We start from the raw sequence: 15,647 nt of genomic DNA on the forward strand, positions 1-15,647 counted from the left end.
TACTGAATACTGAAAACTGTGACTGCAAACAAAAAAAGACTACCTTTGCAAAAAATTAAAATAAAGCATTTTGGATTTATAAGTGATAGAATTTTAGGAAACTAAAAAGCTAAAATTTAGGATCCAAAATCTAAAATTCAAAAAAATGAATAACATTGTTGCGATAGTAGGAAGACCTAATGTAGGGAAATCAACCCTTTTTAATAGGCTGATACAAAGAAGAGAAGCTATTGTAGATTCGGTATCTGGGGTGACCCGTGATAGAAACTATGGTAAAAGCGAGTGGAACGGAAAAGAGTTTTCTGTAATTGATACCGGTGGATACGTTCGCGGTTCTGACGACGTATTTGAAGGTGAAATCCGCAAACAGGTAGAGCTTGCTATCGATGAAGCTGATGTTATTATTTTTGTGGTTGATGTAGAAGAAGGAATTACACCAATGGATGAAACAGTGGCGAAATTGTTGCGTAAAGTTACAAAACCTGTTTTATTGGCTGTAAATAAAGTAGATAACGCAATGCGTGAGAAAGATGCAATTGAGTTTTATAATCTTGGTTTAGGAGATTATTTTACGTTTGCAAGTATCTCAGGAAGCGGGACTGGGGATTTATTAGATGCTTTAATTGATGCATTCCCGGAGAAACCGGAAGTTGAAGTTAAAGAAGATTTGCCTCGTTTTGCTGTTGTAGGACGTCCAAATGCTGGTAAGTCCAGTTTTATCAACGCTTTGATTGGTCAGGATCGTTATATTGTAACCGATATTGCGGGAACAACGCGTGATGCAATTGATACAAAGTTTGACCGTTTTGGTTTTGAGTTCAATTTGGTCGATACTGCGGGAATCCGTCGTAAAGCTAAAGTGAAGGAAGATTTAGAGTTTTACTCGGTAATGCGTTCGGTTCGTGCGATTGAGCATGCCGATATTTGTATTTTGGTTATTGATGCAACCCGTGGCTTTGAAGGCCAGGATCAGAGTATTTTCTGGCTGGCAGAGAAAAATCGTAAAGGAGTTGTAATCTTAGTAAACAAATGGGATTTGGTAGAAAAAGATACCATGTCGACTCGCGATTACGAAGAGAAAATCAAAAAAGAATTAATGCCTTTTACTGATGTGCCAATTTTGTTCGTTTCGGCTTTAACCAAGCAACGTTTGTTGAAAGCATTAGAAGCTACTGTTCAGGTTTTTGAAAACAGAAAACAAAGAATTGCGACTTCAAAATTCAACGAATACATGTTGAAAGTAATTGAAGCTTATCCGCCACCGGCAACAAAAGGAAAGTATGTAAAAATTAAATATTGTATGCAATTGCCAACTCAAACGCCTCAGTTTGTATTTTTTGCCAACATGCCACAATACGTTAAAGAACCGTACAAACGTTACCTGGAAAATAAGATCAGAGAAAATTGGGATTTTGCAGGAGTGCCAATCGATATTTATATCAGAGAGAAATAAATTAGAGAATAAAGATATATTAAACCCTTATAAGCAGATTTATAAGGGTTTTTTCTTGTTTGTTACTTTGGTATGTTATATTTCATGATAACTTTTTAGGAAACTTGCCATCTGAAGCATAAAGACAAATTGAAGAAACTGTATTTCTTGAATTCAGTAATTATAAATCTGAATATTATTCATTTACGGATAACTGTAAAGAGGCAAACTTCATAGGTACTATATTTGAAAACTAATCAATTAACTAAATATACAATGAAAAAAATTACCATTATTTTGTTTGTTACTTTGCTTTTAACTCCAAAACAATCTCATGCGCAAAACGATGGCGCAAAAGCTGTTGCAGCTGGTGTTGGAGCTGCAATAGCTGTTGGGGCTATTATTGCATCAATTGAAGACATGAAAGAACGGGCTGAGTTGAAAGCTACAGAATGGGTTTTGGCAAATCATCCTGAACTAAATAGCTTTTCACTTAAAACACTAGATTTTAATGGTAAAAAAACAAAAGATATGTCAGCAACGTCCGTAATTTCTTTTAAAATTCAAGAATTTATCCCTTCTGATAATCCTACTCTTGATGGTAGAAGACAAGTTCTATTTGCATTTACTAGCTATGGTTGGATTAGTGATCAAGGAGTTGATTTTAATAAGATAGAATGGTATTTAATGGATAATGAGGAATGGATGAATATGATGGTAGCGTATGCAAAAACCTCATCAAAAGAAAAAAATGAAGGATTTATTAAAGAAAAATTAGAAAAGGGAATATTGGTTGATAAAGGCATAAAACTTAAAGGGAAAATGGAAATTCCTTTTTTTAAATTAGAAGGAGATATGTATTTAGTAACAGATTACTCTCCAGAAATGAAACTGATTTACAATGAAAAAACGCTTGGGATTTTTCTGAAAAAGTCAGGAAATTTAGTGCAGATGCGTAGGGGAGCTGTAATAGATACTCACGAATTTCTTTTTGCAAAGGATTAGTACATTATTAATGATGTCAGAGAAATGTAAAAGTAAAAGTCCTCCTAAAAGAGGACTTTTTTTATGCCTTATTATTAATTCAAACTATTTTTGCCAGGCTTACTGGGATAATATTTGACTGAATGTTTCGTTCACAATAAACCTTTTAACTCTTTTGGAGTCTTACTGTTTCTAACAAATCTTTTTCATGACCAAATTTTTGTACTATTTGATTGCTTTCCTTTTTTGCTATTCGGCAAGTGCACAGAATGACATTGTGCTTAAAGGAACCATCGTAGATATCAACACCCAACTGCCACTTGAGCTGGCAACGGTTTACTTTACAACCGTTAAAGATTCTACGGTAATCGAATATGCAACAACTGATAAAAATGGTGCTTTTAGCATTAAGACCAAAAAGTACGACAAACCTGTTTTTTTGAAGGTAAATTATATGGGGTATCAGCCTTATTTTGAGGAGGAAAAAAGTATTCTCGAAAGTAAAGATTTTGGGAAATTGTATTTGCTTGAAAATGTAAATGTTTTAAAGGATGTTGTGATCAAAAGTGAAGCTCCGCCAATTACTATTAAAAAAGATACTTTAGAATTTAATGCGGCATCATACAAAGTGCGCCCAGACTCGAATGTAGAAACTTTATTGAAACAATTGCCGGGTTTTGATGTGGCAACTGATGGTAAAGTTACGGTAAACGGAAGAGAAGTCAATCAGGTTTTGGTAAACGGGAAGACGTTTTTTAATAAAGACGGTGCGATAGCATTGAAGAACCTTCCTGCCGAAATAATCAAAAAAATTCAGGTGTCCGATTTTAAAACAAAGAAAGAAGAACTTTCCAAACAGGAGTCGACTTCAGATTTTTCGAGTATCAATATCACAATCGACGAAAAGAAAAATAAAGGTTACTTTGGGAAGATACTGGGCGGTTATGGTTCTGATGAACGATACGAAAGCAGTCTGCTTCTGAATTTTTTTAATAACAAACAAAAAATAAGCGTGCTGGCTTCTTCTAACAATATTAATTCTACCGGTTTCGCAATGGATGAAGTATTCGATAATATGGGGGGCGGACGAAATAGCAGGGGCAGCAGCGGAAATTCGGGAGGCAGTAAAGGAATTACGCAATCGAATCTCGCAGGGCTTAATTATTCTGATGATTGGTCAAAAAGTTTGATGGCTGCGGGAAGTTATAATTTTTCGAATTCGATTAATAATAACGAGAGCAAGTCGGATCAGGTCAGTTTTTTACCCACCGGAAATATTGCTACATCTTCTGATTCTAAGGCAAGAAATGAAACCACCGGGAATAATCTAAATTTTGAATTAGAATATGTGATTGACCCGACAAGCCGCTTGGTAATCATACCAAAAGTGAACCAATCACGTTCGAACAGTAATTCGTCTTCATCGAGTTTTTCTGAAGACGAGAATGGAAATTCTCTGAATGAAAGTAATGCCAAATCGTATTCAGAAAGTACAAATACCAGTCTAGGGAACACTATAAATTTTAATAAGGGGTTCAAGAAAGAACACCGCAATTTTAATCTTTCTTTTGACAGCAACAATACCAGTACTGATAATGAGGTGCAAAATCTTTCTCAAACTATTTTTTATCAGGACAGTAAACCTAATGACGACAGAAATCAGAAAAGTTTAAACAATAATAAGAATGATGCGTATTCGCTTGAACTTGAATATACAGAGCCGGTGACAGATTCTTTGCGAATAAGATTCGGATCTAATTTTAACTGGACGAAAGAAATTAAAGATGCAAAAACATTTGATTTTGATGATGCAACGCAGTCTTATTCGGATCTCAATGCGTCTTTGACAAATTATACTGCTTCAAAGCAAAATTCGTTCAGCCCGAAAGTTGGACTAACCTGGCAAAAGAGAAAGTTTACGGTCAATTTAAATTCCCATACAGCAATAGTAGAATTTGACAATCACGCTCTATATCTGAACAATGCTACCGATTTGAACAAACGATACGTTTTGCCTTATGGCGATTTTCAGATTCGTTATAAATTTAGCCGTTCGAAAAATATGTCATTCAAGTACGATTATTCGAATGCGCTTCCTACAGCAGTTCAGCTACTGCCGGTTTTAAATTTAACCAATCCGTTGAATACAATTACAGGAAATCCTGATTTAAATCTTATCGAAAAAAGCAGTGCTAATTTTAGTTTCAGAGACTATGATTTCCGAACCCGTTCCGGTTACAGTCTGTATGTAAAAGGGGACTACTACAACAACGATGTGGTTTCGACTTCAATTTATGATGGCAGCGGAAAAAGAACCACAACTTATGCTAATATCTCAGGAACTTATACGACTTCGATTGGCGGAAACTGGAATCAGTCCGTTAAAAAAGAGGCACATCTTTTTAGATATGGTTTCGGATTAAATGGAAGTTATTCTTTCGATAAGGGTTTTACAAATGCAGTATTGTACAATGCAAAATCAACAGCGATTACTCCAAAAATCAATTTTACTTATGAATACGGTGAGTTGCTTATTATTTCTCCCACCTATAGTTTGTCTTACCACGAAACCAAATACGAGAACTCTTCGAGAGATGCCAGTTCAAATGTAGTGCACAGAGTCAATTTGCAAACGACAAGTTACTGGCCTGCAAACTTAATTTTTGGAAATGATTTTGGCTACACCTATAATTCAAGTATTTCAGGCAATTTTAAAAAGGATTTTTATCTCTGGAATACCAGTTTGTCGTATGGTTTTTTTGATAAGAAAGTATATGCTAAGGTGAAAGTTTATGATGTTTTAAATCAGAATCAAAGCGCCACAAGAACGATTTCGGCTACCTCAATTCGAGACGAAGAAAATACGGTTTTGAAGCGTTACATAATGTTTTCAGTAAGCTACAAAATAGGAAATTTTGCAGGTGCTGAAAAAGGAGGGAAGAGAAGACAGAGAATGGATTAATAAAGGTTTAAAGGGACAAATGTTTTTTTACGTAGAGACGTTTTTTATTAATCTAAATTATCCATACGGTTTGTCATTTTGATTGCTAATGGTAAAAACAAATCTTTTTTTCAGGAGCTAATCCCGCTATCCGTTCCAATCTTTTGTGGCGAACCCCGCCACAAAAGGATTTCCACTTCTATCGGGGCTAGGACATTCATTTTTATAACAATATTTTTCGTGTAGTTTCATTTTAGAGAAACGAAAAATCTCAGCAAGAAACTCCGCGACCAGAGGTTTAGTTTTGTAGATTAATTTTATTTTAAAAAAGTTTAACTTAATGAAATTGTGCTTTGTCTTTAATTAAAGACTTTAACCAAATTGGTAAAGAATAGAAATTTCAACTTTCAGAAAAAATCTAAAATCTAAAATCAACAATCTAAAATAAAAAAAACGAGACAGATTTAAGAATCGGCCTCGTTTGATGTATTGAAAATTAACTAACTGTTTACAATGAATATTTCAAAGTTACTCCGTAAGTTCTTTGATCACCAATCACTCCTGCATATTGCCCGGAATTTCCTCCCGCAGGTAACAATTGCTCGTAGTAATCTTTGTTTAAAAGGTTTCTTCCCCAGAATTGAACAGATAATCCTTCTGATGCACGGAATCCCAAACGAGCGTTGAAAATAGCGTATCCCTGTACTACTAAGTATTTTGAAGCAGAAGGGCTTGATGAAAATTTAGAACGTGCGTAAGAATCAACCGCTAAGAAGATTTTTCCTTTGTTTCCGAAGAATTTTGCATTGTCAGAAAGCTCACCACCTAAAGACCCTGCCCATTTTGAAGCACCTGGTAATTCTGATCCCGAAACATCTTTAAAGGCTACTGGAGCTCCGGTTTCTTCTAATGGAAGTGGTGCATTCGTAAACTTAATGTATTTTCCATCTGTATAAGTAGCAGCTGCATTTACAGTCAGGTGTTGGCTGAAAACAAAGCTTGCATCAAGCTCAGCACCTCTTACACGTACTTTATCGGCATTGGCAAGGTAGCCACGGTTTACACCAAGTTCAGCAGCCTGAACATTCGTTTGAAAGTCTTTGATTTCTGTATTAAAGAAAGTCAGGTTGAATACTGAATTCTTAAACGGAGAAGTTTTTACTCCAACCTCATAATGATTCACTTTTTCAGGTTTAATCACGGCAAGATCCAATAATGGCAATCCTTTTGAGTCTGTTGGAAGTCCGGCAACATTCACACCCACCGGTTTGTAGCTTTTAGCGTATGTAGCATAAGCATTGATTTTGTCTGATGCTTTGTAGGATACTGTTATGTTTCCCGAAAAATCGGTGTTGTCTGTATTAGAAGCAAAAGACTGATCAGAGTAAACCGATTTTTTAAGAGCTAGTAAAGCCGGATCGGTAGTTTGAAGACCACCGTAGGTTGTACGGCTGTAATTAGCGTCTTTTTTGTCAAAATTATATCTTAAACCTGGTAATACGTGTAATCTTTCTGTAATAGCCCAATCAATCTGACCAAAAACGGCAGCACTCGAAGCTCTGATTCTGGCATCTGTTTTAATTCCGTATCCTTCAAACAGCCCCGGAGTTTTCCATAACGGACTAGTACTGCTTTGAGAGAATCTCCATTGCGCATTACCCGATTCCTCTGTTCCGTTTGTCTGCGAAGTCTGATCAATAAAGAAAGCCCCCACAACACCACTAACTTTTGAAGTTAGCTGACCTGCATAACGTACCTCCTGTGTAAATTGTGTTTGTCTGGTTGGGTTTTGAGATTTGGCCAAAACCTGTAATCCTGTAAAATCTCTGTCATTTGATGGATCCCAGTTCCAAAAACGCCATGCGGTAGTTGAGGTAAGTGTTCCTGATCCAATCTTGGTATCAACATTAAGAGAGACACCACCCATATCTTGTCCTGAACGCCATGGAGTATCGTGATCAATTTTTCGGTCAAAAGCATTTTGACTTGGAAGCTGATAATTTAAATCTTTAATAATCGCATTAAACTGTCTGTAAGCAGCTCTTTGTGTTGGTGCAACACCTGCAACAACCTGTGCGTATCCATCCGGACGCTGAGTTGTGATATCGGCAGCAAGAATAATATTTGTATTTTCTGATGGAGTAAAAAGTAATTGACCTCTAATTCCCTGATTGTTTAAGCTGTTGGTCGGTCTTCCGGTTGCCACATTGTCGATCAAACCATCGCGTTGTGTACCTGAAAAGGAGATACGACCAGCTACTTTTTTACCTAATGCTCCTGTAACGGATGCTTTGGCCTGAAGAAAAGCATAATTTCCGTAACTAACTTCAAAGTCAGCACCACTAGTAAAACTTGGTTTGCGGGTTGTAATGTTGAAAGCTCCTGAAGTAGTATTTTTACCAAATAAAGATCCTTGCGGTCCGCGTAACACCTCGATTTGATCTACATCAATAAAGTCAAGAGTAGTTGCGGCTGGACGGGCATAATAAACACCATCTACATAAAAGCCAACCCCTGGATCGATTCCGTCATTAGTAAGTCCGAAAGGAGAACCAAGACTACGAATGTTGATTCCTGTATTTCTTGGGTTTGAGGAGTATAATTGTACAGAGGGAACCAATTCTTTAATACGATTCACGTTAAAAGCTCCGGTTTGTTCTGCTTGTTTACCCGTAATTACCGATATGGCGATTGGCACATCCTGTACTTTTTCGATTCTTCGTCTTGAAGAAACCACTACTTCGATAAGTTCGTTTTCTTCTTTAATAGTTACCTGTAAAGGAGCTGTCGGTAAATCGTCAAGTTGGATTTCAGTAGTTTTGTATCCTACATATTGAATTAATAGAGTTATAGGAAGTTTTCCTCTACTGTCGATGCTGAATTTTCCGTTTTGATCCGAAGTAGTATTTGAGGTTGTTCCTTTTATAACAATATTTGCTGCTTCTAATGGAATATTTTCACTTGTTTTAATAACGCCTTCTATGTTTTGTGCAAATGATATGGAGAAAGTAAAAATAGAGAGAACTGTAAGTATATTTTTTATCGAATTTTTCATTTTTATATTAAGTATATGTGATTAGTAGAATTTAAAATAAAATTTTTTTACCAGCACATACACATTGTAGAAGAATTGTTTTTCACCGTAGTGAATTGAATATTATAATTTCTTTGCAAAAGATTTTTTGATACATCGATTGGTTGTAAATGTATTTTCATAGTTAAAATTTTGGAAATGGTTTGTGAATTATTTTTTGCAAATATATATATAAATTCTATCGATTTACTAGGAATTAAAAAATATTTTTTTATTTCTTTACCAATGAGGCGATTGTGATGCCTTGCATGGCTTTTAGAGTTTCATCTCGGATGATCATTAAACCATGTCTTAGACTGCATTCTTCCTCGGTTTTACAATCTGAACAAGGTTCGTAAAAGTTTAAAGAGGCACAAGGTAACAGCGCAATTGCACCGTCAAATAAACGGTGAATTTCTGCCAGAGTAATATCGTTTTTAGAGCGTATCAGATAATATCCGCCAAATTTTCCCTGCTTACTGCTCACAAAACGTCCTCGTTTCAGATCTAATAAAATCTGCTCGAGGAACTTTTTTGGAATATTAGCTCCATCAGCAATTTCAATTGTTCTTGAAATGTGATTTTCTTCCTGTTCCGCTAAATAAAGTAAGGCCTTAAGGGCGTATTTTGCTTTATGTGATAACATCTATTTTTGAATTATAAATTTGTAAAATGTAAGCTGTGAGTTGTGAGCTGTAAAATGTGAGTTGTGAAATGTAAGCCGTAAGCTGTAAATTATCACTAAAAAACTGCGACTGCGACTGTCAACTTCCTCTACCAGCCTCCGCTTGAACCTCCCCCAGAGAAGCCTCCGCCGCCAAAACCGCCGCCAAAACCACCTCCGCCACCGGATGATCCACCGCCAAAGCCTCCAAATCCGCCTCCGCCGCTTCTGCCAAGATTACTTAGAATAATAACATCAAGCAGACTAGGACCACCTCCGCCGCTATTATTGCCTGAATTACCTCCACCGCCTCTTTTATTTCGGGATAGCAAAATTAATACAATTACAACAATAACAATGAAAGGCAGTATAGGAAAATCTTTTCCTTTGGTTTGCTTGCGCTCACCTTTAAATTTTCCTTTAAAAACATCAATTATCGCATCAGTTCCTTTGTCTAGTCCGTTGTAAAAACTTCCGGCTTTAAACTCCGGAATAATGATATTTCGGATTATCGTTCCGCCAATTCCTGCAGTAAGTCTGTCTTCGAGACCGTAACCGGGATTTATAGCGATTTTTTTCTCGTTCTTTGCCAGCAGAATAATAACACCATTATCATCTTTCGCGGTTCCTCCAATTCCCCAGGTTTGTCCCCATTTAGTCGCTAGCTGACTTACATCTTCACCTTTTAAACTCTCGATTGTAATCACAACAATTTGAGTAGTAGTCGAATCAGAATAACGAATTAGTTTTTCTTCAAGCTGTGATTTTTCAGTTGCGCTTAGAATGTTGGCATAATCGTAGACTGAAGTTTGTAAAGTTGGTTTTTCCGGAATTGTAAATTGTGCAAAAATACCGTTGCAGGTAAAAAATGCTAGAAACAAAAAGGTAAACTGAAAAAATCTTTTGGAATTTGAGATTGTATTGTTGAAAATTTTCATTGTCTATCCTTTTGATATTTCGTTTGATAATTCGTTGGTGTTCCCTTCAGACCATGGAAAGTATTTTTTCAATTGTTCGCCGGCATTTAAAATACCGTCGACAATACCTTGTTTAAATTTTCCTGATTTAAATTGTTGAACCATGGCATCTTTGGTGCAATCCCAAAAATCTGCGGTCACCACATCGTTTATGCCTTTGTCTCCGCAAATAGCAAAAGTTTTATCGGCTACGGCAAAGTAAAACAGAACCCCATTTTTAAGTGAGGTTTCGTGCATTTTTAATTCATGAAAAACTTCCAAAGCCCTGTCAAAAGGAACTTTAGAAGTTGTTTGTTCTATGTGTACTCTAATTTCGCCAGAAGTATTATTTTCGGCCACACGAATAGCTTCAACAATATCTTGTTCTTCTTCTTTGGATAAAAAATCTTCTACTTTTGACATCGAAATTATTTTTGAGTGAAAGATTAACGATTTTAGCTCTCAGCATTAATCTGCAGTCTAAAATCATAAATCATAAATATTAAATCTTATTTTTTAGAATTTTACTTCAACAGGTTTTTCAGCTCCGGCAACAGCTTCAAAATATGGTTTTTCTTTGTAGCTTAAGAACCAGCTATTTGGAATTGCAAGTACATAACCATTGTAATCTTGTACAGCTTCGTTAAAACGAGTTCTGGCCGTTAAAATTTGATTTTCTGTACTAGCCAATTCATCCTGTAATTTCAAGAAATTTTCATTTGCTTTTAATGTTGGGTATTGTTCAACAGAAACTAATAATCTTGATAAAGAGGATGATACGCCACTTTGAGCCTGATTGTATTGCGCCAATTGCTCAGGAGTTACATTACTTGGATCAATGGTTACCGAAGTAGCTTTTGCTCTGGCTTCGATTACAGCTGTTAAAGTTGATTTTTCAAAATCTGCCGCACCTTTTACTGTGTTAACTAAATTTCCAATAAGATCATTTCTTCTTTGGTAAGTTGTACTCACATTTCCCCATTCTTTATTAACTGCCTGATTTTTTTGCAAACCAGTATTTTTAATTCCAATTGACCAAAAAGCAATAATAGCAATTAGTACTACAATAATTCCTACGGGGATTAACCATTTTTTCATATCTGTTTTGATTTAAGTTTGTTTCTGATTTATTTAATATGTTATAATTCGTTCTTAATTTCGGTTAATTGAGTTTTTATGGTCTCTAATTTACGTATTATTTCGAATTTATCTAATGTTTTCTTCTGACCTTCTTTCAAATGTGTTTTGGCGCCTTCGAGCGTAAAACCTCTTTCCTTAACCAAATGATAGATTAATTGTAGGTTGGTGATGTCTTCGGGCGTAAACATTCTGTTGCCTTTCGCATTTTTTTTAGGTTTCAAAATATCAAATTCGCTATCCCAAAACCGAATCAATGATGCATTGACATTAAAAGCTTTGGCTACTTCGCCAATACTAAAATATCGTTTATCTTTTGAAAGCTCAATATGCATGTTTCTTAATTTTCTATTTTATTCCAAAAATACTACTTTTTGCAGTATTAATCTAATGACTGATTTTCCTGGTTCGCCATTTGTGAAATGGCCACATATTCTACTGCCGAAATATTACCGTAATAGAAGTTTAGCGGATTTACAACTTTCCCGTCTTTATGTACTTCATAGTGGCAATGTGGTCCTTCAGATCTTCCCGTGCTTCCTACATATCCAATAACGTCACCTCGTTTTACGTGTTGGCCTGGTCTGCAATTGTATTTGCTTAAATGTGCATACAAACTCTCGTAGCCAAAACCATGTCTGATGACGACATGATTCCCAAATCCTGAAGCCGAATTATCGGCCCGATCTACAACACCATCCCCTGTCGCATAAACTGGAGAACCCGTTTTAGCAGTGAAATCCATTCCGTTATGCATTTTTCGAACTTTCGTAAACGGATCGGTTCTATATCCGAAACCCGAAGCCATACGTATTAAATTCTCGTTTCGTACAGGCTGAATTGCCGGAATCGCGAGTAATAAGTTGCCTTTTGTACTTGCCAGCTTTAGAATTTTATCTAAAGACTGGGACTGAATGGCCAATTCTTTAGAGAGACGGTCGATTCGTTTTGTGGTGTTTAAAACCAACTGAGAATTGTTGTAACCTTCTAAATCTTTGTATTTTCGATAATCTCTAAAACCTGCTTTTCGAAGAGAATCCGGAATTTCGGCTTTGTTGAAATAAACTCTGTATATGTTGTTGTCTCTATTTTCTAGTGCCTCTGTTACAGCATCGATCTCATCCATTTTTCTGTTCAAAATGGCGTATTGTAATTTCAGGTTTTCAATTTCACGTGCCTGTAAACGATCTTTTGGTGTTTCGAAATAAGGGGTATTGATTAAAAGGATAAAAACTAAAAAGCCAAACAATGCCGAAGCCAATAAAAATAGTAATGCATAGCCAATTTTAGCCCTTTTTCGGGTCTTTATTTTCGTATAAGCCAGATTTTCTGAGTCGTAATAATATTTTACTTTCGCCATATTTTAAAATACCCTATTTTTGCAGCTTGTAAAATAAGTTAGTCGAACAAATTTAATAAATGTTTCATGATGTTCGAAGCTTTTTTTCAAGAATAGAACAATTAGATAATGTGTCAATTTGATAATTAGATAATGTCTTAAATGCGAAATTTATTGTTTTGAACTTTAATTTTTGTGCTAAAAAGAGGTAAGTGTCACATTTTCAGATTAACATATTTTTTAATTAATTATCACATTTTCAAATTGACACATTTTCTAATTTTAATATGAAATCACAAGACGTACGTAAACAATTTTTAGATTTTTTTGAGAGTAAAGGACACACTATCGTGCCATCAGCTCCTATTGTACTTAAAGATGACCCAACCTTAATGTTCAACAACTCGGGAATGGCCCAGTTTAAAGAATATTTCTTAGGAAACGGAACTCCAAAAAGTCCGAGAATTGCCGATACGCAAAAATGTCTTCGTGTTTCCGGAAAACATAACGATCTTGAAGAAGTAGGTATTGATACCTATCACCACACCATGTTTGAGATGTTAGGAAACTGGTCTTTTGGAGATTATTTCAAAGAAGAAGCAATCAACTGGGCTTGGGAATTACTGACAGAAGTATATAGAATTCCAAAAGAGAACCTTTATGTTTCGGTTTTTGAAGGAAGTAAAGAGGATAATGTTCCATTTGATCAGGAGGCTTGGGATATCTGGAAAGAATTAATCGATGAAGATCGAATTATTCTTGGAAATAAAAAAGACAATTTCTGGGAAATGGGAGATCAGGGACCATGCGGACCTTGTTCTGAAATTCATGTTGATTTACGTACTCCGGAAGAGAAAGCAGCCGTTTCGGGTAAAAGTTTAGTAAACAACGATCATCCACAGGTAGTTGAAATCTGGAATAATGTATTCATGGAATTTAACCGTAAGGCTGATGGTTCGTTAGAGAAACTTCCGGCACAACACGTAGATACCGGAATGGGATTTGAGCGTTTGTGTATGGCGTTACAAGGAAAAACATCGAATTATGATACCGATGTTTTCATGCCTTTAATTAGAGAAATTGAAACCATCACCGGAGCAAATTATACTGTTAAAGCATCAAATGAAGCTGAAGAAAAAGTAAATATTTCGATTCGTGTAATTGCAGACCACGTTCGTGCGGTAGCCTTTGCTATTGCTGATGGACAGTTACCGTCTAACACGGGTGCTGGTTATGTAATTCGTCGAATTTTGCGTCGTGCAATTCGTTACGGATTTACTTTCTTAAATATAAAAGAAGCTTTTATCTATAAATTGGTAGAAACTTTGAGCGAACAAATGGGAGATTCTTTCCCGGAGATCAGAACTCAAAAAGCACTTTGTTCCAATGTGATTCGTGAAGAAGAAAACTCTTTCTTACGTACGCTTGATCAGGGATTGGTACTTTTAGATGCTGTGATTTTAAACAATTCAGGAGATACTATTGATGGTAAAAAAGCTTTTGAATTGTATGATACTTATGGCTTTCCGATCGATTTAACGGCTTTGATTCTTTCTGAAAAAGGATTGAAATTAGATGAAAAAGGATTTCAGGAGCAACTACAATTGCAAAAAGAACGTTCCCGTGCAGCTTCAAAAGTAACTGCTGGTGACTGGAATGTGCTTGTAGAAGATGATATTCAGGAATTTGTAGGTTACGACAGATTATCACATCAGGTAAAAATTACGAAGTACCGCAGGGTAGATAGTGTAAAAGATGGCGAAATTTATCAGTTGGTTTTCAATGCAACTCCTTTTTATGGGGAAAGCGGAGGACAAACCGGAGATAAAGGATATCTGGAGTCTCAAAATGGGGATATCGTTTACATCATAGATACTAAAAAAGAGAATAACCAAACGATACATTTGGCAAAATCGTTACCTGAAAATCTAACAGGAACGTTTAATGCTGTTGTTGATGCTAATCAAAGAGCAAAAACATCGTCAAATCACTCGGCTACGCATTTATTGCACCAGGGATTGCGCAAAATATTAGGAACACATATTGAGCAAAAAGGATCTATGGTTCGAAATGCTTCCTTGCGTTTTGATTTTTCTCACTTCTCAAAAGTATCCGATGAGGAATTGAAAGAAGTAGAGAATTTTGTGAATGCAAGAATTCGTGAGAGTTTGCCTTTAATTGAAAAAAGAGCAATTTCGAAAGATCAGGCTCTTGAAGAAGGAGCAATTGCTTTGTTTGGCGAGAAATATGGAGATTTGGTTCGTATGATTAAGTTTGGAGATTCTGTCGAATTATGCGGTGGAACTCACGTAGCAAATACTTCAGATATCTGGCATTTTAAAATTATTTCAGAAGGAGCTGTAGCAGCAGGAATCAGAAGAATTGAAGCAATCACCAGCGAGGCTGCAAAAGATTATTTTGAGTCTCAATTGCTTTCTTATGACGAAATTAAAGAGACTTTGAAAAATGCTCAGGATCCTGTAAAAGCGATCCAGTCTTTACAGGAAGAAAATATTCAGTTGAAAAAACAATTGGAAGTACTATTGAAAGATAAAGCCAAAAACATGAAAGGTGATTTGGCAAAGGAGTTACAAGAAATAAACGGAATCCAATTCATGGCAAAACAAGTTGATCTGAATGCGGAAGGAGCAAAAGATCTGGCTTACGATTTAGGGAATTTAGGAAACAATCTGTTTTTACTTTTGGCTACTGCCGAAGATGGAAAACCGATGTTAACGTGTTACATCTCTAAAGAATTAGTTGCCGAAAGAAAACTAAACGCAGGACAAGTAGTTCGTGAATTAGGAAAATACATCCAGGGAGGAGGAGGAGGACAGCCTTTCTTCGCCACTGCAGGAGGTAAAAATGCTGACGGAATTGCTGAGGCTTTGACGAAAGCGATTGATTTCGTGAAGTAGTTTTTTTAAGATACTAAGAATGTAAGTTTCTAAGCTTTTGAAATATTATAATAAATCCGACAGGTTAAAACCTGTCGGATTTTGTATTTAATGCAAATTCAATAGCGTCCAGCTTTAGCTGGATGTTTCTTGAAGTTAAAAAGAAAAGGGCTTTAGCCAAACGTAACAGTTTGGCTAAAGCCCTTTGTCTTAATTTATTTTTA

At 35.9% G+C, this 15,647-nt stretch carries 11 protein-coding genes; 4 read left to right on the forward strand and 7 right to left on the reverse strand.

The window, feature by feature from the left end:
* Window positions 1–145 precede the first annotated feature (145 nt).
* The 3 genes from der to AC3IS6_RS09880 all read left to right on the forward strand — a co-directional run bounded on the left by der (window position 146) and on the right by AC3IS6_RS09880 (window position 5,378).
* A complete protein-coding gene (der, locus tag AC3IS6_RS09870) occupies window positions 146–1,453 on the forward strand; it encodes a ribosome biogenesis GTPase Der (protein ID WP_017498805.1) in 1,308 nt (435 codons plus the stop codon).
* A gap of 255 nt (window positions 1,454–1,708) precedes the next feature.
* Window positions 1,709–2,437: a hypothetical protein gene (locus tag AC3IS6_RS09875; RefSeq protein WP_489164723.1), complete on the forward strand. Its 729-nt coding sequence runs from the start codon at window positions 1,709–1,711 to the stop codon at window positions 2,435–2,437.
* Window positions 2,438–2,624: 187 nt separating this feature from the next.
* Window positions 2,625–5,378, forward strand: coding sequence for an outer membrane beta-barrel protein (locus tag AC3IS6_RS09880; protein WP_489164724.1), 2,754 nt, complete (start codon window positions 2,625–2,627; stop codon window positions 5,376–5,378).
* A 487-nt stretch (window positions 5,379–5,865) separates the two neighbouring features.
* Here AC3IS6_RS09880 and AC3IS6_RS09885 read toward each other — a convergent pair whose 3' ends face one another.
* From AC3IS6_RS09885 to AC3IS6_RS09915, 7 genes are all read right to left on the reverse strand, one after another.
* Window positions 5,866–8,412, reverse strand: coding sequence for a TonB-dependent receptor (locus AC3IS6_RS09885; protein WP_489164725.1), 2,547 nt, complete (start codon window positions 8,410–8,412; stop codon window positions 5,866–5,868).
* Window positions 8,413–8,662: 250 nt separating this feature from the next.
* Complete coding sequence (locus tag AC3IS6_RS09890; RefSeq protein WP_173964655.1) at window positions 8,663–9,076, reverse strand: RrF2 family transcriptional regulator; 414 nt, start codon at window positions 9,074–9,076, stop codon at window positions 8,663–8,665.
* Window positions 9,077–9,204: 128 nt separating this feature from the next.
* Complete coding sequence (locus tag AC3IS6_RS09895) at window positions 9,205–10,032, reverse strand: TPM domain-containing protein (RefSeq protein WP_489164726.1); 828 nt, start codon at window positions 10,030–10,032, stop codon at window positions 9,205–9,207.
* A gap of 3 nt (window positions 10,033–10,035) precedes the next feature.
* Window positions 10,036–10,473 carry a TPM domain-containing protein gene (locus AC3IS6_RS09900; RefSeq protein ID WP_489164727.1) on the reverse strand — a complete coding sequence of 146 codons (438 nt, stop codon included), beginning with the start codon at window positions 10,471–10,473 and terminating at the stop codon, window positions 10,036–10,038.
* 93 nt (window positions 10,474–10,566) lie between these two features.
* Window positions 10,567–11,148 (reverse strand): LemA family protein, encoded by a 582-nt coding sequence (locus AC3IS6_RS09905; RefSeq protein WP_078008523.1) that lies wholly within the window; start codon window positions 11,146–11,148, stop codon window positions 10,567–10,569.
* Window positions 11,149–11,189: 41 nt separating this feature from the next.
* Window positions 11,190–11,522: a MerR family transcriptional regulator gene (locus AC3IS6_RS09910; protein WP_263362893.1), complete on the reverse strand. Its 333-nt coding sequence runs from the start codon at window positions 11,520–11,522 to the stop codon at window positions 11,190–11,192.
* Window positions 11,523–11,569: 47 nt separating this feature from the next.
* A complete protein-coding gene (locus AC3IS6_RS09915) occupies window positions 11,570–12,547 on the reverse strand; it encodes a M23 family metallopeptidase (protein WP_489164728.1) in 978 nt (325 codons plus the stop codon).
* A gap of 266 nt (window positions 12,548–12,813) precedes the next feature.
* Between AC3IS6_RS09915 and alaS the strand changes: the two genes are divergently transcribed.
* Window positions 12,814–15,444, forward strand: coding sequence for an alanine--tRNA ligase (gene alaS / locus AC3IS6_RS09920; protein WP_489164729.1), 2,631 nt, complete (start codon window positions 12,814–12,816; stop codon window positions 15,442–15,444).
* Window positions 15,445–15,647: the final 203 nt, after the last annotated feature.

The organism is Flavobacterium sp. KH_035 (assembly GCF_057839565.1).